The 19807-nt window shown below is 62.2% G+C and carries 17 protein-coding genes and 1 other RNA gene; all 18 read right to left on the minus strand.

What is annotated here, in order from left to right; translation table 11 throughout:
* Position 1: 1 nt before the first annotated feature.
* Positions 2-976, minus strand: a complete 975-nt coding sequence (gene murB / locus OIU37_RS07020) for a UDP-N-acetylmuramate dehydrogenase (RefSeq protein WP_138387072.1) — start codon at positions 974-976, stop codon at positions 2-4.
* Complete coding sequence (gene murC / locus OIU37_RS07025; protein ID WP_264256777.1) at positions 973-2388, minus strand: UDP-N-acetylmuramate--L-alanine ligase; 1416 nt, start codon at positions 2386-2388, stop codon at positions 973-975. The genes murB and murC overlap by 4 nt, the downstream gene beginning before the upstream one ends.
* On the minus strand, positions 2385-3509 hold the full coding sequence (murG, locus tag OIU37_RS07030) for an undecaprenyldiphospho-muramoylpentapeptide beta-N-acetylglucosaminyltransferase (protein ID WP_264256779.1): 1125 nt from the start codon (positions 3507-3509) through the stop codon (positions 2385-2387). The genes murC and murG overlap by 4 nt, the downstream gene beginning before the upstream one ends.
* Before the next feature lie 6 nt (positions 3510-3515).
* Positions 3516-4670, minus strand: a complete 1155-nt coding sequence (gene ftsW / locus OIU37_RS07035; RefSeq protein WP_129419907.1) for a putative lipid II flippase FtsW — start codon at positions 4668-4670, stop codon at positions 3516-3518.
* A gap of 1 nt (position 4671) precedes the next feature.
* Positions 4672-6084, minus strand: coding sequence for a UDP-N-acetylmuramoyl-L-alanine--D-glutamate ligase (murD, locus tag OIU37_RS07040; RefSeq protein WP_264256782.1), 1413 nt, complete (start codon positions 6082-6084; stop codon positions 4672-4674).
* 7 nt (positions 6085-6091) lie between these two features.
* Complete coding sequence (gene mraY / locus OIU37_RS07045) at positions 6092-7192, minus strand: phospho-N-acetylmuramoyl-pentapeptide-transferase (protein ID WP_003541415.1); 1101 nt, start codon at positions 7190-7192, stop codon at positions 6092-6094.
* Positions 7193-7214: 22 nt separating this feature from the next.
* Positions 7215-8648, minus strand: a complete 1434-nt coding sequence (locus OIU37_RS07050) for a UDP-N-acetylmuramoylalanyl-D-glutamyl-2,6-diaminopimelate--D-alanyl-D-alanine ligase (RefSeq protein ID WP_171604066.1) — start codon at positions 8646-8648, stop codon at positions 7215-7217.
* Positions 8645-10165 (minus strand): UDP-N-acetylmuramoyl-L-alanyl-D-glutamate--2,6-diaminopimelate ligase, encoded by a 1521-nt coding sequence (locus tag OIU37_RS07055; RefSeq protein ID WP_171604067.1) that lies wholly within the window; start codon positions 10163-10165, stop codon positions 8645-8647. Before OIU37_RS07055 ends, OIU37_RS07050 begins: the two co-directional genes overlap by 4 nt.
* Before the next feature lie 6 nt (positions 10166-10171).
* On the minus strand, positions 10172-11932 hold the full coding sequence (locus OIU37_RS07060; RefSeq protein ID WP_264256798.1) for a penicillin-binding protein 2: 1761 nt from the start codon (positions 11930-11932) through the stop codon (positions 10172-10174).
* Positions 11932-12438 (minus strand): hypothetical protein, encoded by a 507-nt coding sequence (locus OIU37_RS07065; RefSeq protein WP_240602802.1) that lies wholly within the window; start codon positions 12436-12438, stop codon positions 11932-11934. Before OIU37_RS07065 ends, OIU37_RS07060 begins: the two co-directional genes overlap by 1 nt.
* Position 12439: 1 nt before the next feature.
* Entirely contained in the window at positions 12440-13465 is a 1026-nt protein-coding gene (rsmH, locus tag OIU37_RS07070; RefSeq protein WP_180694568.1) for a 16S rRNA (cytosine(1402)-N(4))-methyltransferase RsmH, read from the minus strand.
* 17 nt (positions 13466-13482) lie between these two features.
* Positions 13483-13920, minus strand: a complete 438-nt coding sequence (gene mraZ, locus OIU37_RS07075; protein ID WP_025395324.1) for a division/cell wall cluster transcriptional repressor MraZ — start codon at positions 13918-13920, stop codon at positions 13483-13485.
* A 415-nt stretch (positions 13921-14335) separates the two neighbouring features.
* Positions 14336-14733, minus strand: an RNA gene (rnpB, locus tag OIU37_RS07080) — RNase P RNA component class A.
* A 157-nt stretch (positions 14734-14890) separates the two neighbouring features.
* Positions 14891-16066 (minus strand): FAD-binding oxidoreductase, encoded by a 1176-nt coding sequence (locus tag OIU37_RS07085; RefSeq protein WP_180694567.1) that lies wholly within the window; start codon positions 16064-16066, stop codon positions 14891-14893.
* Positions 16067-16075: 9 nt separating this feature from the next.
* The gene (locus OIU37_RS07090) at positions 16076-17260 is read right to left on the minus strand and encodes an FAD-binding oxidoreductase (RefSeq protein ID WP_264256805.1); all 1185 of its coding nucleotides are present in this window, start codon (positions 17258-17260) and stop codon (positions 16076-16078) included.
* Positions 17261-17341: 81 nt separating this feature from the next.
* Positions 17342-17962, minus strand: a complete 621-nt coding sequence (locus tag OIU37_RS07095; protein ID WP_171604073.1) for a lytic transglycosylase domain-containing protein — start codon at positions 17960-17962, stop codon at positions 17342-17344.
* Between the two features lie 261 nt (positions 17963-18223).
* Entirely contained in the window at positions 18224-18985 is a 762-nt protein-coding gene (locus tag OIU37_RS07100) for an N-acetylmuramoyl-L-alanine amidase (protein WP_171604074.1), read from the minus strand.
* Positions 18982-19689, minus strand: coding sequence for a DnaJ family molecular chaperone (locus tag OIU37_RS07105; protein WP_129419886.1), 708 nt, complete (start codon positions 19687-19689; stop codon positions 18982-18984). Before OIU37_RS07105 ends, OIU37_RS07100 begins: the two co-directional genes overlap by 4 nt.
* Positions 19690-19807 lie beyond the last annotated feature (118 nt).

Raw genomic sequence — 19807 nt, forward strand, 5'->3', positions numbered from 1 at the left:
GTTATTCGCTCGTCACACCGTGGAACGGACGCACTTCGCGGCCGGGCATGAAGACGCCGAGGCGTTTGATTTCCCATTCGAGCTTGATGCCGTCTTTTTCGAAGACCTCGCGACGCACCTGTTCGCCGAGATATTCGAGATCGTAACCGGTCGCCTGCCCCATGTTGATCATGAAGTTGCAGTGCAGCGACGACATCTGTGCTCCGCCGATGACGAGACCGCGGCAGCCTGCCTCGTCAATCAGTTTCCAGGCCGAATGACCAGCCGGGTTCTTGAAGGTCGAGCCACCGGTCTTTTCGCGCACTGGCTGTACAGTCTCGCGATGGTTGCGCACGGCGTCCATCTCGGCGCGGATCTGCGCGCGCTCTTCCGGATAGCCCTCGAACAGCACGGAGGTGAAAATCAGATCTGTCGATGCGATGGAATGCCGGTAGGAATAGCCCATCTCGGCATTGGAAAGCACATGCTTGTCGCCCTTGCGGTCGACCGCATGGACCTCGATCAGCCGCTCCCGCGTCTCCACGCCGTTGGCCCCGGCATTCATGCGCGCCGCGCCACCGATGCCGCCCGGAATCCCGTAGAAGAAATGGAAGCCGCCGATGCCGTTGTCCATCGCCATCGCCGCCACATGTTTATCGGGGCAGATGGCGCCGGCCAGGATGCGGTTTTCGCCGGCAAGCTCGACGAAGCCGAATCCCTTGGCCGATAGGCGCAGCACGACGCCGGGAATGCCGCCGTCGCGCACCAGGATGTTGGAGCCGACGCCGACCACCGTCAGCGGCACCTCCTCCGGCAATATCTTCAGGAAGGCGATGAGATCGTCGACGTCATGCGGCTGGAACATCAGCTCGGCCAAGCCACCAGCCCTGAACCAAGTGACGCGGTCCATGGGGGCATCCGGCGTGATACGACCGCGGATATCCTTTACACCGTCCCCGAGAGACGCGAGAAGCTTTTCCCCATTCACCTGTTTCATACGGACTTTCCCGATAGGCCTTCCAGTTGCTTGGGCAGTGCCGCTGCCCAGGATGTAATACTTCCAGCCCCCAACAGAACCACGAAATCGCCAGGCTTTGCAACCTCCGCGACCATCTGCGGCAGAAGCTCCGCCGAAGTTAGAAAGCGGGCGTCGCGATGGCCACCGGATTTTATGCGCGAGACCAGCGACACGGAATCGATACCCTCGATCGGATCCTCGCCGGCCGCATAGACCGGTGCCAGGAAGATGCTGTCGGCATCGTTGAAGCAGGCGGCGAATTCCTCGAACAGGCTCGCAAGACGGCTATAGCGGTGCGGCTGGTGGACCGCGATGACACGCCCCTTGCAGGATTCGCGGGCGGCGCGCAGCACCGCCTTGATCTCGACCGGGTGATGGCCGTAATCGTCGAAGATCTGCACGCCATTCCACTCGCCGGTCAGCGTGAAGCGGCGCTTGACGCCGCCGAAGGAGGCGAGCCCCTTGGCGATATCTGCGCTCGATATGCCGAGCCGGTTGGCAACGGCAATCGCCGCCGTCGCGTTGGAAATATTATGCCGGCCGGGCATCGGCATGACCAGCCCCTTGAGCTCGATTACCTGACCGGTGCGGCGGCGGCGGATTTCGACGTCGAAGATCGAGCGCGTGCCGTCGATGCGCACATTCTTGAAGCGCACGTCGGCCTGCGGGTTCTCGCCATAGGTAATGATCTTGCGGTCCTCGATGCGGCCGACCAGCGACTGCACCTCGGGATGGTCGAGACACATGACGCCGAAGCCGTAGAACGGCACGTTCTCGACGAACTGCCGAAAGGCGGCACGCACGGCGTCGAAATTGCCGTAATGGTCAAGATGTTCCGGGTCGATATTGGTGATGACGGCAACATCGGCCGGAAGCTTCAGGAAGGTGCCGTCCGATTCGTCGGCCTCCACCACCATCCACTCACCCTCGCCCATGCGGGCATTGGTGCCGTAGGCATTGATGATACCACCATTGATGACGGTCGGGTCCAGCCCACCAGCTTCGAGCAGCGTGGCGACCAACGAGGTGGTCGTCGTCTTGCCATGCGTGCCGCCGATGGCGATCGCATTGCGGAAGCGCATCAGCTCGGCGAGCATCTCGGCGCGGCGCACCACCGGCAGCAGCTTTTCGCGCGCGGCGATGAGTTCCGGATTGCTCTTCTTGATTGCCGTCGAGACGACGACGACTTCGGCCTCACCCAGGTTTTCCGCCCTGTGGCCGACGAAGACCTCGATGCCCTTGTCGCGCAGGCGCTGGACATTGGCGCTGTCGGCCTGGTCCGATCCCTGCACCTTGTGGCCGAGATTGTGCAGCACCTCGGCAATGCCGCTCATGCCGATGCCGCCAATGCCGATGAAATGGACGAGACCGATCGCCTTCGGCAGTTTCATGCGCGTGTCCTCTTGAATTCTGCAATTGTCCGTCCGGCGGCAATAGCCTCAACCATGTCGGCAAGCAAGTTCGCCGCATCGGGTTTCCCGGCGAGTTTCGCCGCCGCTGCCATGTGCGAAAGCTTTTCTGGATCGTTCATCACAGCCGTCAGGATCGCCGCGATCTTCTCCGGCGAAAGCTCCGACTGGGCGATCACCTTCGCCCCGCCGGTCGCAGCCAGTGCCGCCGCATTCGCCGCCTGGTCGTGATCGAGAGCGTGCGGGTAAGGCACGAGCACGGCAGGCCGGCCGATGACGGAGATTTCCGAAACCGTCGATGCACCCGAACGGCAGATGACGAGATGCGCCCTTGCCAGCCTCTCGGCCATGTCGGTGAAGAAGGGTGCGATATCGGCTCCCATCTCCAGCCTGGCGACGCAGCCGCTGACCATCTCCATGTCCTCGGGACGCACCTGCTGGGTGATGCGCAGGCGCACGCGGAGCGCGTCGTCGAGCAGGCTGATCGCCGTCGGTAGCGCCTTGGAGAAATATTGCGCGCCCTGGCTACCGCCGAAGACGACGAGGTTGAAGGCCTCGCCCGCATGCGACGGCGTGTAAGGCACCTCGGCTGCGGCGATGATTGCCGGGCGGACGGGATTGCCCGTCGTCACCGTCTTGTCTGGAAAGGCAGCGCCTCCCTCCGGCAGGAAACCGCCGGCGATGGCCTGCACGCGAGTTGCCAAGGCCTTGTTGGCGCGCCCCATCACTGCATTCTGCTCGTGGATCATCGTGGCCACGCCGAGCCGGGTGGCAGCAAGCAGCGGCGGCACGGTGGGATAACCGCCGAAGCCGACGACGATGACCGGCTGCAGTCGCTGAATCAGCTTTTTTGCCGCCCGCATACCGCTCCAGAGCGTCCATAACGAGCGGGCGACCGCAACCGGGTTCTTCGAGCCGATCGTCGCCGACGGCACGACATGGATCTCCTCGGCCGGGAACTTGCCGGCATAACGCTCCGCCCGGCTGTCCGTGACGAGATGCACCGAATAGCCGCGCTCCTTCAGCTTGAAGGCCAGCGCCTCCGCCGGGAACACATGGCCGCCGGTTCCCCCGGCGGCAAGCAGCACGATGCCTTTACTCATGGTCTTCTACTCCGCCGGCATGCCGTGCGGGACGCGGAAGAGGCTCCGGTCCTGCGCGCGTTTTTCCGGTCGATGGCGCGTCAGCGCCAGAATGAAGCCGGCGGTGACGCAGATCGCCACCATAGACGAGCCGCCATAGGAAATCAGCGGCAGAGTCATGCCCTTTGCCGGCAGCAGTTCGAGATTGACGCCGATATTGATGATCGACTGGATGCCCATCTGCAGCACCAGGCCGGCGACGGCGAATCGGTTGAAGTCGTTGCGCTCGCGATAGGCGTGCGAGAGGCCGCGCAGCACCAGCACGGTAAACAGTGCGACGAGCGCCATGCAGAAGACGATGCCGAATTCCTCGGCCGCGACCGAGAAGATGAAGTCGGTATGCGCATCCGGGATGATGCGCTTGACGATGCCCTCGCCCGGTCCCTGACCGAACCAGCTGCCGCGGATGATCGCCTCGCGCGCGGTGTCGATCTGGAACGTATCACCCTCGCCGGTCATGAACTTGTCTATGCGGCCGGCGACGTGCGGAAAGACGTAATAGGCGCTGAGCAGGCCGCCGGCGCCGCCGATACCGAGCAGCACGATCCAGATCCACGGCATGCCGGCCATGAAGAACATCCCGCCCCAGACAGCGGTCGTCAGAATGGTCTGGCCAAGGTCCGGCTGCGCGATAAGAAGGGCCGCGACGATGCCGAACAGGATGATGGCAAAGAGATTGCCGGGGATCTCCGGCTGGCGCGCATGTTCGGCAAACAGCCAGGCGCAGACCACGACGAAGGCGGGCTTCATGAATTCCGACGGCTGAATGGAAAGGCCGGCGATCCAGATCCAGCGCCTGCCGCCCTTGACCTCCTGCCCGACGAACAGCACCAGCACCATCATGGCGAGCGAGATGATCAGGATCAGGATTGCGGTTCGCCGCACCTGGCGCGGCGTCAGGAAAGAAAGCCCGAGCATCACGGCGATCGAGGGGATCATGAAGGCCGCCTGGCGCTTGACGAAGTGGAAAGGTTCGAGCCCGATGCGCTCGGCAACCGCGGGAGATGCCGCAAACGACAGCATGAAGCCAATGCCCATCAGGAAGATGAACATCGCCAGGAAGAAGCGGTCGATGGTCCAGAACCAATCGGCCAGAGGCCCACGTTCCGCGCGGCTTACCATGTCATTTCTCTCCTGTTGCCGGACCGATCAGCATCGTAATCCCGTCAAGCGCCGCCACGTGGCCGACGAAGGCTTCGCCCCTGACTTCGAAGTTCTTATACTGGTCGAAGCTTGCGCAAGCCGGGGATAACATCACCGTAGAAGCAGCGGCCTCGTCGCGCTCCGCATCCGCTGCCGCATGCGCGACCGCCCGCTCCAGCGTGCCCGAGATTTCGTAAGGTACGGCCTCGCCGAGTGTCGCCGCGAACTCCGCCGCCGCCTCGCCGATCAGATAGGCCTTGGCGATGCGCGGGAAATAGGGCGCGAGCGTCGTAATGCCGCCGGCCTTCGGCAGGCCGCCGGCGATCCAGTAGATGCGATCATAGCTCGAAAGGGCCGGCGCCGCCGCATCGGCGTTGGTCGCCTTGGAATCGTTGACGAAGACGACGCGGCCGCGTCTGCCGACCGGCTGCATGCGGTGCTTGAGGCCAGGGAAGGAAGCAAGGCCGGCGCGGATGTCGTCGGCGGAAATCCCGACGGCGAGGCAGGCGGCGACGGCTGCAGCGGCGTTCTGCGCATTATGGCTGCCGCGCAGCGTCTGGATGCCGTCGAGATCGGCGAAGGGCAGCATGGCGCCGCCGGCGGCCTGGATGAGTTTGGTGCCCTCGGCATAGATGCCGTCGGCCAGCACGTTGCGGCGCGAGATACGGACCACCTTGACGCCCGCCCGCTCGACACGGTCGACAATCAGCGCTGAATGGCTGTCGTCGACACCGACGATCGCAACATCGCTGCCGGCGACCAGCCTTTCCTTGATATCGGCATAATGCTGCATGGTGCCGTGACGGTCGAGATGATCCGGCGTCAGGTTGAGCAGAATGCCCGCAGACGGGTCCAGCGTCGGCGCCAGATCGATCTGGTAGGAGGAGCATTCGACGACGTAATAACGCTCGGCCTTCGGCGGATCGAGCGTCAGCACCGCCGTGCCGATATTGCCGCCGAGCTGCGTGTCGTAGCCGGCGGATTTCAGGATATGGGCGATCAGCGCCGTCGTGGTCGACTTGCCGTTGGTGCCGGTTATGGCGATGAAAGGGCAATCCGGCGCATGGGCGCGGCGCTCGCGCACGAAGAGTTCGACATCGCCGACGATATCGACGCCGGCCGCCCGCGCCAGATCGACGGTCCAGTGCGGCTTCGGATGGGTGAGCGGCACGCCGGGCGACAGCACGAACAGCGCCTGCTGGCTCCAGTCGATGTTGTGCAGGTCTTCCGTCGTGATGCCTTCGGCAACGGCCTTGGCGACACTGTCGGGATTGTCGTCCCAGGCGGTCACCTCGGCACCGCCTGATATCAGCGCCCGGGCGGTGGCAAAGCCGGAGCCGCCGAGCCCGAAGAGCGCGACCTTCCTGTCCTTGAGCGTCGTGACCGGGATCATCGCTGCCTCACCGGAGCTTCAGCGTCGAAAGGCCGAGCATCGCAAGGCCGACGGCGACGATCCAGAAGCGGATCACCACCTGGCTCTCGGTCCAGCCCTTCTTCTCGAAGTGGTGATGGATCGGCGCCATCAGGAAGACACGCCGGCCGGTCATCTTGAAGAAACCGACCTGGATGATGACCGACAGCGTCTCGATGACGAAGAGGCCGCCGATGATTGCCATGACGATCTCGTGCTTGGTGGCGACGGCGACGGTCCCGATCGTGCCGCCGAGTGCCAGCGACCCCGTGTCGCCCATGAAGATGGCGGCCGGCGGCGCGTTGAACCAGAGAAAGCCGAGACCGGCGCCGATGACGGCGCCAAGCACGACGGCGAGTTCGCCGGTGCCGGGCACGAAATTGATCTGCAGGTAATTCGCAAACACCACGTTGCCGGCGAGATAGGCGATGACCCCGAAGGAGGCGGCGGCGATCATCACAGGCACGATGGCAAGCCCGTCGAGACCGTCGGTCAGGTTGACGGCATTGCCGGCGCCGACGATCACGAAGCCGCCGAAGACGACGAACATGATGCCGATATTGATCATGAAGTCTTTGAAGAAGGGAAAGGCGATCGAGGAGCCGAAGGTCGAGCCGGCAATCCCCGAAGCAAGGGCGGTGCGCATCATGAAATAGACGGCGATGCCGGCGATGACGAATTCGATACCGAGACGCGCCTTGCCGGAAAAGCCCATGTGGCTCTGCTTCGTGACCTTGAGATAATCGTCGTAGAAGCCGATCGCGCCGAAGCCCAGCGTCACCAGCAGCGTGGCGACCACATAGACGTTGGAAAGATCGGCCCAGAGCAGCGACGCGCCGACGATGCCGGCCAGGATCATCAGCCCGCCCATGGTCGGCGTGCCGGCCTTTTTGAAATGCGTCTGCGGCCCGTCGGCGCGGATCGGCTGGCCCTTGCCCTGCCGGATGCGCAGCGAATTGATGATCGTCGGCCCGAACAGGAAGACGATCAGCGCTGAGGTGAAGAGGGCGGCCCCCGTGCGGAAGGTAATATATCTGAACAGGTTCAGAAATTTGAAATATTCCGACAGTTCGACAAGCCAGATCAGCATTCAGGGCCCCTTGTTTACCCGATCAAAATTCGCGTTGCGTGTCGGCAAATGGCGGGAACTTGTCAAGGAGCGCGGCGACGATCTTGCCGAAAGCGATGCCCAGAGACGATTTCACCATCAACACGTCGCCCGGCGCGACCGAGTTCAATACATAATCCGTCAATTCGTCCGTGTTCTCGCGATATTCGACATGGACGCTTTCCGGCAACGATTCCTTGAGCGCAGCCATCTCGGCTCCTGCGAGCCACACATGCTCGATGCCGGCAGCAAGCAGCGGCACGGCAAGGTCGGTATGGACCTTTTGCGCATACTCGCCCATTTCCAGCATGTCGCCGAGCACGGCGATACGGCGTCCGCGGCCGGTCGGCTCGGAGGCTGCCAGCAGCGCGATCGCCGCGCGCATCGAAGCCGGATTGGCATTGTAGCTCTCGTCGATCAGCGTGAAGCTGCCGCCGCCGATGACAAGCCGGTGGCGCTTGCCCCTACCCTTTTCCGGCCTCAGCGTCGCGAGCGCTTCGATCGCCTTCTGCATATCGGCGTCGACGATCCTGACGACGCCGAGCGCTGCGAGCGCATTCTCGGCGATATGGCGGCCAGGCGCGCCGAGCGCGACCTCCAGCGTCTCGCCGTCGATCGTCAGCCACAGCGTCGAATTCTCGTCGGAGCCGTTGAATTCTGCGAGCCGGAATTCGGCCTTGGCATGCTGTCCGAAAGAGTGGATATGCTCGATGCCGAGCGACTGCGCCGTGCGGTCGAGGAAATTGAACTGGTCATTGTCGCGGTTGAGCACGACATGCCCGCCGGGTTCGAGCCCCTCGAAGATCTCGGCCTTGGCGGCGGCAATTTCCTTGATGTTCTTGAAATTGCCGAGATGCGCCGGCGCGATCGTCGTGATGACGGCGACATCGGGACGGATCATCGCCACCAGCGGCCGGATCTCGCCGGGGTGGTTCATCCCGACTTCGAAGACGCCGTAATCCGTATCCTCAGGCATGCGCGCCAGCGTCAGCGGCACGCCCCAATGATTGTTGAAGGAGGCGACGGAGGCGTGCACCTTGCCGGAGGGCGACAGCACATGCCGCAGCATTTCCTTGGTAGTCGTCTTGCCGACCGATCCCGTCACCGCGATGATTCGGGCCCGCGAACGCTCGCGCGAGGCAAGGCCGAGCCGGCCAAGTGCCGCGAGCACGTCTTCCACAACGATCATCGGCACCGTCAGGCGGCCCATGGCGGGAAGCCTCGCCTCGCTGACAACGAGAAGGGAAGCGCCGTTCGCCATCGCCATCGAGGCGTAGTCGTGACCGTCGACGCGGTCGCCCTTGATCGCGAAGAAGGCTTGGCCTGGAGTAATCGAGCGGCTGTCGATGGAAATGCCGGTGATACCTTCGGGCAGCGTGCCGAAAGGGCGCCCTGCCATCGCTGCGATCATGTCTTCCGTCGTCCAGAGCCAGCTCAAGATTTCAACTCCTCCAAGGCCTTGCGCACCTCCGCATGATCGGAGAACGGCAGGGTGACGCCGCCGACCGTCTGCCCTTCCTCATGCCCCTTGCCGGCGACGATCAGCGTATCGCCGGATCTCAGCATGCCGACCGCCTCGCGGATCGCCATGGCGCGATCGGCGATTTCCGCGGCGCAGCTTGCCGCCGCCATGATCTCCGCCCGGATCGAGGCCGGTTCCTCAGAACGCGGATTATCGTCGGTGACGATAACGACGTCGGCAAGACGGCAGGCGATTTCGCCCATGATCGGCCGTTTGCCGCGGTCACGGTCGCCGCCGCAGCCGAAAACGACGATGACGCGGCCGGTGGTGAAAGGTCTGACCGAGCCCAGCACGTTTTCCAGCGCATCCGGCTTGTGGGCGTAGTCGACATAGGCGAGCGCGCCGTCTTTCGTATGGCCGACGAGTTCGAGACGGCCGGACGCGCCGACGAGCTTCTCGAGCGCGGCCATTGCAACCTTCGCCTCAACGCCGGTCGACATGGCAAGCCCTGCGGCGACCAGCGCGTTGGCCACCTGAAAATCGCCGGCCAACGGAATGTCCACCTCGAAGATCTCGCCGCCGATGTGGATCTCGGCCATCTGCTTGTGGCGGAAGTGCTCGACTCGCTTCAGCGTAAGGTAATCGCCCTTTCGCCCGACGGTACGAACATCGTGACCGGCATCGGTCGCGGCCTTGGTCGCCTGCGCCGACCACGGATCGTCGGCGAAGATCACCGCCGGCGAGCCCTTCGGCAACAGCGTATCGAAAAGCCGCATCTTGGCGGCCATGTAGGCCTCGACGGTCGGATGATAATCCATGTGGTCTCGGCCGAGATTGGTGAAGGCGGCGGCGGCAAGTCTAACACCGTCGAGCCGGAACTGGTCGAGACCGTGGCTGGAGGCTTCCATCGCGGCATGCGTCACGCCTTCTCCGGCGAGTTCCGCCAGCAGTTGGTGCAGAGACACCGGATCGGGCGTCGTCAGCGAGCCATATTCGTTGCGCGTCGGCGAGACGACGCCCGTCGTGCCGATCATTGCGGCCACGTGGCCCGCATACGCCCATATCTGCCGGGTGAAAGAAGCCACGGAGGTTTTGCCGGCCGTGCCGGTGACGGCGACCATAGTGTCGGGCTGCCTGCCGTGGAAACGCGCGGCGGCGATGGAAAGGAAACGGCGCGGCTCCTTGACCGCAAGCACGGGGATCGAAGCATCGACGGCTTGGGAGGCAATCGCGACGGCAGCGCCGCGGCCGGCGGCATCCGCGATGAAGCCTGCGCCGTCCGCCTTGGTGCCGGCGACCGCGACGAAGACATTGCCCGGCGCCACCTTGCGGCTATCCGAAGACAGGCCTGAAATATCGAGCAGGCCTGCCGGGCCTTCGAGCTGTGCTTCAAGTTCCGGAAACTGATCTCCGGCCAAGTCTCGCAATTTCATCGAATGCACTTTTCTCTCTTGAAGCCGGTTCACCCCTCGCGAATCGGCGTCGATATTCATTCACACTCAATAAGACACCAGCAAGGCCGATCCGGCCTCCCCGAATTTCGGCTCGATGCCGAGAATGGGAGCCGCGCGCCTGATGATATCACGGGCGATCGGGCCGGCCGTACCGGCGGAGAGCGTTCCGCCATATTGCTTTTCGCCGGTCTTCGGCTCGTCGCAGAAGGTGATTACCGCATATCGGGGATTGTCGATCGGGAAGGCGGCAATGAAGGAATTGAAATTCAGCGTCGAGGAATACCGACCGTTCACCACCTTGTCGGCCGTACCGGTCTTGCTGCCGACGCCGAAGCCCGGTACGCGGGCCACGCGTCCGGAACCCTTGTACCCGTTGAAGTCAAGGAGATAGCGGACCTCGTCGCTGGTCGACTTCTTGAGGACCTGCTTGGCGATCTGATCGGCCTGTTCGCGCGTGCGCGGCAGGAATGTCGGCTCGATCAGCTTGCCGCCATTGACGAGGGCGGCCGCCGCCACGCCCGTCTGCAGCGCCGTCGTCGAAACACCGTGGCCGAAGGAAATCGTGATCGAATTGATCTTCTTCCAGACGCGCGGCTGGCTCGGCATCTTCACTTCCGGAAGCTCGGTCTGCATCTTCGTCAACAGGCCGAGCTTGGTCAGATAGTCCTTCTGCGAATCGATGCCGACGATGTCGATGACACGCGCCGTACCGATATTCGAAGAATACTGAAAAATCTCGGGAACGGTCAGCCAGCGGCGCTGCCCGTGAAAATCGTGGATGGTGAAGCCGCCGATATAGATCGATTTGCTGGCATCGAAACTGTCGGTCATCTTCACCTTGCCGCTATCGAGCGCCATGGCAAGCGAAAAGGTCTTGAAGGTCGAGCCCATTTCGAAGGTGCCGTTGGTCATCCGGTTGAGCCAACCCTCCTTGGCGCCTTCCTGCGGATCGTTCGGATCGAAATCAGGCGCCGATGCCATCGCCAGCACTTCTCCCGTATGCACGTCAATGACCGCGGCACCGGCGCCCTTGGCCTGGAAGTTGTTGACGGCGTTGACGACCGCGTCCCGAACGATGTTCTGCACGCGCAGGTCGATCGAAAGGCGCACCGGCTCGAGCGGCTGGTCGCTGGTCATGCCGACGGAGGCGAGATCGGCAAGCCCCTGGTCGTCGATAAATTTCTCCATGCCGGCGACACCGCGGTTGTCGATGTTGACGTAACCGAGGATATGCGCGGCGGTCGCCCCGCCCGGATAGAAGCGGCGCTTCTCCGGCCGGAAGCCGATGCCGGGAATGCCGAGCGCCAGGATCTGGCTCTGCTGCTTCGGCGTCAGTTGCCGGCGCAGCCAGGCGAAATGCGAGGTTTTGACCGAGAGCTTCTTATAAGTGTCCCTGACGTCGAGCTCGGGCAGCACCGTTGCAAGCTTCTCGACCGCCTCGTCGGCATCGACGATCTTGTTCGGCTCGGCAAACAGCGAGACGGTGCGGATGTCGGTCGCCAGCACCTCGCCGTTACGGTCTAGAATGTCGGGGCGGGAGGCCATCAGCCGGTCGGGCGGCAGGATGCTGGAGACGACCTCCTGATCCTTCATCGCATATTCGACGAGACGGCCGCCGATGACGGCGTAGACACCCATGAAGCCAAGGATCAGCAGGCCGACGCGGCTTTTTGCCTGCCCTGATTTCTTCTTGCGCGACCCCTCGATCGCCAGGCCGGCGGGGGAAGGACCGCCGAACCGGTTATAGACGCCGGCGGAGAAATGCGCCTGGCTCTTCAAAACCATGATGCGGGAAAGAAACGACATTATTCCTCCACCGAGCCGGTTTCAATCTGGTCTGCGTCTTCTGCCTCACCACGTGGCGCAGGCATCGGGATGGGCTGCACCTTGGCGGTGGCCTGCGCGCCCTTGGCGTTGGCAACGGTCGCGCTCTTCGCACTGGCCTCGGTCGCGCCTTTGGCGCTGGCCACGGTCGCGCTCTTCGCGCTGACCTTGGCCTCCGTCACGTCCGGCACGGGAACCTCGGATTTCAGCATCGGCAATTCCTTGGCATGCACGAGCGCCGTCGATTCCGTCGGCTGCAGCTTCAATTCTTCATTATAGGCCTTGACCAGCCGCTCCAGCCGGTTCGGCTGCGATTGCAGCGCCCAGTCAGCCTTAAGAAGGTCGATCGTGTCCTTCTCGAGCTTGATCTCAGCCTCGAGGCGGCGAACTTCCTCGAGCTTCAATTCGGCGCGGTGCTTGATCGTGTAGGTCACGGCGGCGGTGGCCGTCATGACGCCGATGAGCACGAGATCGAACGTTTTCAGCATATCAACCTCCAAGCTTTCCGAGATTGGCAAGATTGGGAAACCCGAAGAGCGACATATCCGCTGCTTCGGCGGCGGCGTCCGTCCTCAGACCAGCGCGCAGCTTGGCGGAGCGGGCGCGCGGATTGATCTCCGCCTCCGCCTCGCTTGCCGAAACCATCGGCTTGCCGATCGCCGCAAAGGTTGCCGCCCGCTCATGCGCGATCGGCAGATGCCGCGAACCCGACGCCTTGCCGGCGCGGTCGGAGAAGAATTTCTTGACGATGCGGTCTTCGAGCGAATGAAAGGTGACTACGACAAGCCGACCGCCGGGCTTCAGCGCCGTTTCCGCCGCAAACAGCGCCTGCGCCAGTTCACCGAGCTCGTCGTTGACGAAGATGCGCAAGGCCTGGAAGACCCGCGTTGCCGGATGGATCTTGTCCTTCATCTTGCGCGGCGTGACGAGCTCGATAAGACCGGCGAGATCGCGTGTCGTTTCAAATGGCTTTTCGGCGCGGCGCTTCTCGATCGCATGGGCGATGCGCGGCGCCTGGCTTTCTTCGCCGAGAAAATGGAAGATGCGGATGAGATCGGCGACCTTGGCGCGATTGACGACATCGGCGGCCGAAACGCCTTCGGCCGACATGCGCATGTCGAGCGGCCCGCTCTTCTGGAAGGAGAAGCCGCGCTCGGCCTCATCGATCTGCATGGAGGAGACGCCGATATCGAGCACGACACCATCGAGCCCGCCCTGCGGCGCATGATCGGCGAGATGCGAGAATTGCGAGTGAACGAGCTTGAGACGACCGCCGTGGGCGGCGACCATTGCTTGACCAGCCGCAATCGCCGTGGGGTCGCGGTCGAGCGCGATCACCTCGGCGCCTGCCGCCAGGATGGCTGCGCTGTAACCGCCCGCACCGAATGTACCGTCGAGAATGAGTTTGCCGGGCGCGGGCGCCAATGCCGCAAGGACTTCGTCGAGAAGAACAGGAATGTGACGAACCGGTCCGCCACCGGCATCAGTTGAACCTCCGCCAGGATTCGCCACCATTCCGTTCCCTCGTTCTTTCAGGAACGCTTGCCCGCCAGCTTGCGCTCCCCTCGTGCCTGCGCCTGTGCGGCCACAAAAGCCTGCGGCTGCCAGAGCTGAAAATGATCCGCCCGACCGACGAAGGTCACTTCGTCCGAGATGCCGGTAAAGCCGCGAATGAAATCCGTGACCATCAGCCGCCCCTCGGCGTCGAGCTTCATGAAGACCCCGCCTCCATGAATGAGAAGCGACATCTCGTTCGCATCCGGCGAAAACGGATCCTCCGCAGCAATCTGCCGTTCGAATCTTTCGAGAAGATCCGGACCGCCGATGCTGATCGCCGGAAACACAAAGTCCTGGAAGCAATAGAGCTCCTGGACGTTGCGCTGCGCCAGCACGGAACGGAAAGCCGAAGGCACGGAAACCCTGCCCTTGGCGTCGATCCTGTTGGTCGCGTTCGAAAGGAAGCGGCTCATGACACGAAACATCCGTTCCCGCAGGGATCCGGACGACAAAAACACGCCCGAAACTCCCTATATCAGGCACAGCTTCGCAAGCCGGATGAGCGAAAACCCCTCCGACGCTTCCGGAGAGGAAGACGCCTTTGCTTTGCGATGAATGGGCAGGTGATTGCCCTGGTGCAGTGCGCATTTGGGATAGCATGGGACCATATGGGCGTCAATGGGATACGCCCATCTTGCAACGGACGCATGATCAAAAATTTATAAGCCGTTAAGTTTAACAAAGGGTTAGCGTCGTCATTTTACGAATGACACGCATTGGTATCCCTGCATGAAAAATCCATCCGGTGGATGCATAAACATCTGCTTGAAAACAGCCTGTTTCAGCGACTTACGCTGAAAATCCGGCTGCCGCGTCGTCAAGATGATAATCGCCAGTTGGCCTGTAAGCCGGGTTCTGTATGGCTCCGGCGTGAACCGGAACGTGGCAGCCATTCCTCTGGGACAGCGTTCGCACGCTGCCTCACGCAACCCACCCGGATGACTGGCCTGGAAACCAGCCGGAAGGCCTTTCGGCCTACCGCGTCATCCCTATTCGGTCTTGCTCCCGGTGGGGTTTACCGTGCCATTTCCGTTGCCGGAGATGCGGTGGGCTCTTACCCCACCCTTTCACCCTTACCTGTCATGACAGGCGGTTTGCTTTCTGTGGCACTTTCCCTGAGGTCGCCCTCGCCGGACGTTATCCGGCACCGTGTTTCCGTGGAGCCCGGACTTTCCTCACCCTACCGCCTTTCGGCATTGGTAAAGCGCGGCTGCCCAGCCAACTGGCAGGGCTCCCATAAACGAGAGAGATCGCAATTGCTATCGAAATAAATGATATCGCTCAGAGTAATTCCAGCAAAGCTGCGCAGCGGTTTTGTGTCCGGAATTGCGCAAGAACAAACACAGGGAGCACCTCCGTGATTCGGAGAAAAACGGAAATGCTCTAGCGGAATTGCGGTGTGAAATCCGTCGAGTAGCCCTGTTCGCTGATTCCGCCCGACAAAAGCAGCTCGGCCCCAAGCCGACCGATTTCGTCCGAGCTCTTGGCCGACGTCCCGGCGCAGCCCGTCAGCACCGCGATCTCGGGCGATGAGCTATAGCCGATCATCGGATAGCCGCTTTCCGTATGCGACACGACGCAGGCGGCCGTCGAAATCGAAAGCGGCACCATATTGGGCACAAGACCTTCAACGATGCGTTTGAGATGCGCGCGCACCGTATCGCGCCCCTCGGTCTTGAACCAGGCGCGCATTTCCGTGTCGTCGCTGAGCGCCAGATCGTCAGGATCGCCGCCGATCTTCAGGTAGAATTTGCCGTCGGGATACCGGATCGGCGGTAGCAGATAGATATCGATGCCGGGTGCCCGGAGAATGAGCGACGGCATCGCGGCCAGCCGCGCCGCGTCGGCCTCGCTTACCTCGAAAAGCGTCACGGTCCGGGCATAAACCGTCATGGCAACGGGCTGTGGCAACAGATTCTTCGCAATGGAAAATCCGCCTGCTGCCAGCAGCACCTTTTCAGCACGATGGGTCAGGCCACCGGCCGTCTCGACGACGGCCGATCCACCTTCGCTGCGGATCGAGACGACATGATCGCGGATGACTGTGGCGCCTGCCTTTTCCGCCAGCAGCGATTGGGCTTTCACAAGCTTGCGCGGACTGATGTGGCCGGCCCCCCTCGCCTCGAAGACGCCCGCGCCCCCATTGGGAAAGGCGAAGAAGGGAAAGGCGGCTTTCAGCCCCTGCTCGTCGAGCAGGCTGGTCTCGACGCCGAGCGAAACGGCGGCCTCTCGGGTTCTCTCGAGATAATCGCCCCCGGTCGGCGCGACGACGACGCAGCCGACCTCGCGATAGAAATCGATGCCGCTGTCGCGGGCGATCTCGCCATAGCGGTCGATCGAGCGGTTGGCGAGCAGTGCCCAATTGCGGTCGGGATCGATGGTGCGAGTGATGCGCCCCTCGTCATAATGGCTGGCGAAGACGCCCTGATGCGCCTTGCGGTCATCAGGCTCGTCCGGACCGATCACCGCGACACCGTCCGCTTGGCGCGCCAGATGCCGCGCCGCCGCTGCCCCCATCAGCCCGCGGCCGACGACGATATATTTGAAATCGACTGCCATAGTGTCCTCTCAAGCGAAAACGGGTGTCAGTTCACGGCCGAAATCCTGATCACCGAGCCGTCCTTCCGCCAGAAGCACGGCCCCTAAGCGGCCGAGTTCGTCTGAGGATTTGGCTGCGACGAAATTGCCGCCGGTCAGCACCGCGATGCGCGGCGACTGCGTAAATCCGGCATAGGGATAACCGGTCGGCGTGAAATTCGCCACGCAGGGCGCCGAGGTGACCGGGCAGCCGGCAAGCCCCGGCATCAGCTGCAGGGCGACGCGCGAGAGATGATCGCGCTCGGCAGCATTGCCGTCGGAACGGAACCACGCCCCGGCATCCTCAAGCCTGCCGAAGGAAAGCGCCTCGGTGTCGCCACCGAGTTTCAGATAGGTCTTGCCGTCGGGATAACGCACCGGCGGCAGGATATAGATGTGATCCTCTTCCCGGTCACCGAGCACGATCGTCGACGGCATATCGCCGAAGATCGCCATCTCGCGTTCGCCGATCTCATAGAAGGCGACCGTGCGCGCCATGACCCTGATATCGACGGGACGCGGCAGCAGGGCATGGAAATTACTGAAACCGCCGGCGGCGACCAGCACGCGCTCGGCACTGTAGATTTTGTCGCCAGCCATCACCTCGACATGGGAGCCCGCATCGCGCACCGATGTCGCGGTCGCCTCGACCAGCGAGACGCCGCCCTGTTCGGCAAGCTTGGCCTGCGCCCGCACCAGCGCCCGCGGGTTTATGTAGCCGGCGCGCGTGCGTTCGAAATATCCTGTGAAATCAGGATCGACGTGAACATAGGGAAAGCGTCCGCCGAGTTCCGACGGTGCGATGGTCTCGATATCGCTGCCGAGGGTCCGGCTGACGGTCAGCGCCCTTTCGATATAGTCCTGCTCGTCCTTCTCAGGACCGGCAAAGAGGCAGCCGACCTCCGAATAGAAGGAGATGCCGCTCTTTGCCTCGATCTCGCGATAGCGGTCGAGCGCGCGAGCGGCGAAGGTCCCCCAGCCAAGACTGCCATCGAAGGTGCGGGTGATGCGCGCTTCGTCGTAGTGGCTGGCGAAGACGTCGTGATGGGCCTTGCGCTCTTCCGGCTCGCGCGGGCCGATCAGCGCGATGCCGTCGGCCATCGAGGAGAGATGCCGTGCGGCGGCTGCACCCATCATGCCGCGTCCGATGATGATGAACCTGAAATCGACTGCCATATCCCACCTCGCTAAATTCCAGCGATACCATGGCAATCATCTTGAATCATCCAGCTCTTGTCAGGGATAAGCGCTTCAGGCTCAGAGCATTGCCAGAACCTTGCCGCAATAGGACTTGGACACCGGGTTCATGCGCTTGGCGCCATGACCGGCATTGTATTTGAGGATGGTGTTGCAGGTCTCGCCACCACCGAGATCATGGGCGGCGGCCAGATATTTCATGCCGTACTTGATGTTGGTTTCCGGATCGAACAGGCCCTTGGCGCTGCCGGAATAGCCCATCATGCGGGCGGTTGCAGGCTTTATTTGCATCAGGCCGATTTCACCGTGGCTGCCGCGTGCATTCGGATTGAAATTGCTTTCGATGCGGATGACCGCGGTCGCAAGCGCAACCGGTACATCATATTGGCTCGCATATTTGCTGATCAGTGCGGAATAGGAATTGCCGGAAGCATTGGCGACGGGATAACCGCTCTGGCGCTCGACTGTCTTCAGCGGGCGTTCCGCCGTCTTGAGCGGACGCTTAGCCGGCTTGACCGCACGCTCCGCTTTCTTCAACGGACGCTCTGTCTTCTTCGCAGGACGCTCGACTTTCTTCACCGGCACATCAGCTCGCACACCCCAATCATTCGCAAAGGCAAAGCTATTTCCGGCCAGCACCATGCCAACGCATGTTGCAGCAACAACAATCAGTTTTCTCATGTAGTCTTGAACACTCCGACCCAAAGCATTACCGGACCGCGCGCCTCGCTGTCATAATGAATACCAGATCAAGGATAGATCAGGATTCTCGGTAATTCTTATCGTTTCACATAACGCCCGTGGTTTAACTCGAAAACAACCCCGAGCCCCGCTTGGCGACGTTCTTAGACCATCGCAATGAGGAGATAATAGGGAAATGATGTGGCAGGCCGAATTTCGCGCTGCAGTGCGAAATTCGGCGTTTCAGTAATTGCCGAGGAATCAGGAATAACGCGGCAAAGCCGACAGCAGCCGGTGCAACGTGTCGATCGTCGAGAAATCGGCGATGCCATCTATCCGTTCGGGCCGAAAATGGCGCTGGAAAGCTTCGACGTCGCCCGCCGTTTTTTCCGAGAATTCGCCTGTGATTTCAGTGGCGTAACCATAAAGCGACAGCATCGACTGCAGCGCTTCCACAGGTTGGCCGGTATCGCCGCGCTGGAAGAAGCGCCCGCCGGTGATCGTTGCCGGCTCGACCCAGTGCCCGATGCCTGCTTGGTGGAGCGCGGCCCAGGGGAATTTCTCGCCCGGATCGACCTTGCGGATCGGGGCAACATCGGAATGCCCAAGCACCCGTTCCGGCGTGATCGACCAACGTTTGACACAGTCGCGACACAATTCGATCACCGCGGCGATCTGCTCTTTCGGATAATCAGGAAGCCCGCCGGGATGGCCGGCATTGGCGATCTCGATGCCGATCGACAGCGAATTGATATCGGTCTCGCCGTGCCAGCTGCTTTTTCCCGCATGCCAGGCACGCCGCATTTCCGGCACGAGTTGCACGACCTCGCCATTCTCATGCACGAAATAATGGCTGGAAACCTGGCTCTCGGCGCGACAGAGCCAGTCGAGCGCGCCATCTGCCGTCGGCATGCCGGTATAGTGCAGCAGGATCATGTCGGGACGGCGCCCGTCCGCCCGCTCGCCATGGTTCGGCGAAGGCTGCACACGGGCGCTTCTGCAGTCGGCCTCGAAAGAGGTCATGCGGCGCGGCGTTCCTTCTCGATCGCCTCGTAGGCCGCGTTCAGCGCCGCCATGCGCTCATTGGCGATCACATGGAATTCCTTCGGCACGCCGCGCGAGATCAGCCGGTCGGGATGATGTTCGCTGACGAGGCCGTGGTAGCGGCGGCGGATGGTCGGGAAATCATCCGAAGGCGAGACGCCGAGCACCTTGTAGGGATCGCCGCCGGACGAGACATGGCGGGCGGCGATCTGCTCGAAGCGGGTCTCGCTCATCTGGAAGATCTCGCCGATATGGCCCAGGAAATTCAGTTCCTTCTCGTGGATCAGCCCGTCGGCCTTGGCGATGTGGAAGAGCCCGTCGAGCACGTCTTCCAGCACCGGGCAATTGGCCGCACAGGTAACGCAGAGCGTGGAGAGCCGTTCGGCATAGGCTTCGTAGCCGGCGACGTCCTGCCGCGCGAGGTTGTAAAGCCTGGCGACATTCTTGGCCTGATCCTCAGGGAATTCGAAGATTTCGCGGAAGGCTTGGACCTCCTTCTCGCTGACGATGCCATCGGCCTTGGCCATCTTGGCCGACAGCGCGATGATCGCGACCGAGAAAGCCACCTTACGCCGGGTCTCGGGATCGCCTTCAAAAACCGTCCGGATAGCCTCGACCACCGCAGACAGCGCATTGCCTGCGGTATTGCCAATGGCATTCAACAGTTTTTCCCAGAAGGACATCGAAAATCTCACACGTGTCAACTTATAGAGAAACAGCTTGACCAAAGAATCGCAGCGTTTGCAAGGCGACTATTCGTCGTAGAGCCGAACACAGTTTTCACGATTTGGTAATTGTCGC

The organism is Rhizobium sp. BT-226 (assembly GCF_025847085.2).
GTDB lineage: Bacteria > Pseudomonadota > Alphaproteobacteria > Rhizobiales > Rhizobiaceae > Rhizobium > Rhizobium sophorae.

Excerpts from the sequence above, each read along its gene's own strand:
- murB (WP_138387072.1), bottom strand. The coding sequence starts at position 976 with ATGAAACAGGTGAATGGGGAAAAGCTTCTCGCGTCTCTCGGGGACGGT.
- murC (WP_264256777.1), bottom strand. The coding sequence starts at position 2,388 with ATGAAACTGCCGAAGGCGATCGGTCTCGTCCATTTCATCGGCATTGGC.
- murG (WP_264256779.1), bottom strand. The coding sequence starts at position 3,509 with ATGAGTAAAGGCATCGTGCTGCTTGCCGCCGGGGGAACCGGCGGCCAT.
- ftsW (WP_129419907.1), bottom strand. The coding sequence starts at position 4,670 with ATGGTAAGCCGCGCGGAACGTGGGCCTCTGGCCGATTGGTTCTGGACC.
- murD (WP_264256782.1), bottom strand. The coding sequence starts at position 6,084 with ATGATCCCGGTCACGACGCTCAAGGACAGGAAGGTCGCGCTCTTCGGG.
- mraY (WP_003541415.1), bottom strand. The coding sequence starts at position 7,192 with ATGCTGATCTGGCTTGTCGAACTGTCGGAATATTTCAAATTTCTGAAC.
- OIU37_RS07055 (WP_171604067.1), bottom strand. The coding sequence starts at position 10,165 with ATGAATATCGACGCCGATTCGCGAGGGGTGAACCGGCTTCAAGAGAGA.
- OIU37_RS07060 (WP_264256798.1), bottom strand. The coding sequence starts at position 11,932 with ATGTCGTTTCTTTCCCGCATCATGGTTTTGAAGAGCCAGGCGCATTTC.
- OIU37_RS07065 (WP_240602802.1), bottom strand. The coding sequence starts at position 12,438 with ATGCTGAAAACGTTCGATCTCGTGCTCATCGGCGTCATGACGGCCACC.
- rsmH (WP_180694568.1), bottom strand. The coding sequence starts at position 13,465 with ATGGTGGCGAATCCTGGCGGAGGTTCAACTGATGCCGGTGGCGGACCG.
- mraZ (WP_025395324.1), bottom strand. The coding sequence starts at position 13,920 with ATGAGCCGCTTCCTTTCGAACGCGACCAACAGGATCGACGCCAAGGGC.
- OIU37_RS07085 (WP_180694567.1), bottom strand. The coding sequence starts at position 16,066 with ATGGCAGTCGATTTCAAATATATCGTCGTCGGCCGCGGGCTGATGGGG.
- OIU37_RS07090 (WP_264256805.1), bottom strand. The coding sequence starts at position 17,260 with ATGGCAGTCGATTTCAGGTTCATCATCATCGGACGCGGCATGATGGGT.
- OIU37_RS07095 (WP_171604073.1), bottom strand. The coding sequence starts at position 17,962 with ATGAGAAAACTGATTGTTGTTGCTGCAACATGCGTTGGCATGGTGCTG.
- OIU37_RS07100 (WP_171604074.1), bottom strand. The coding sequence starts at position 18,985 with ATGACCTCTTTCGAGGCCGACTGCAGAAGCGCCCGTGTGCAGCCTTCG.
- OIU37_RS07105 (WP_129419886.1), bottom strand. The coding sequence starts at position 19,689 with ATGTCCTTCTGGGAAAAACTGTTGAATGCCATTGGCAATACCGCAGGC.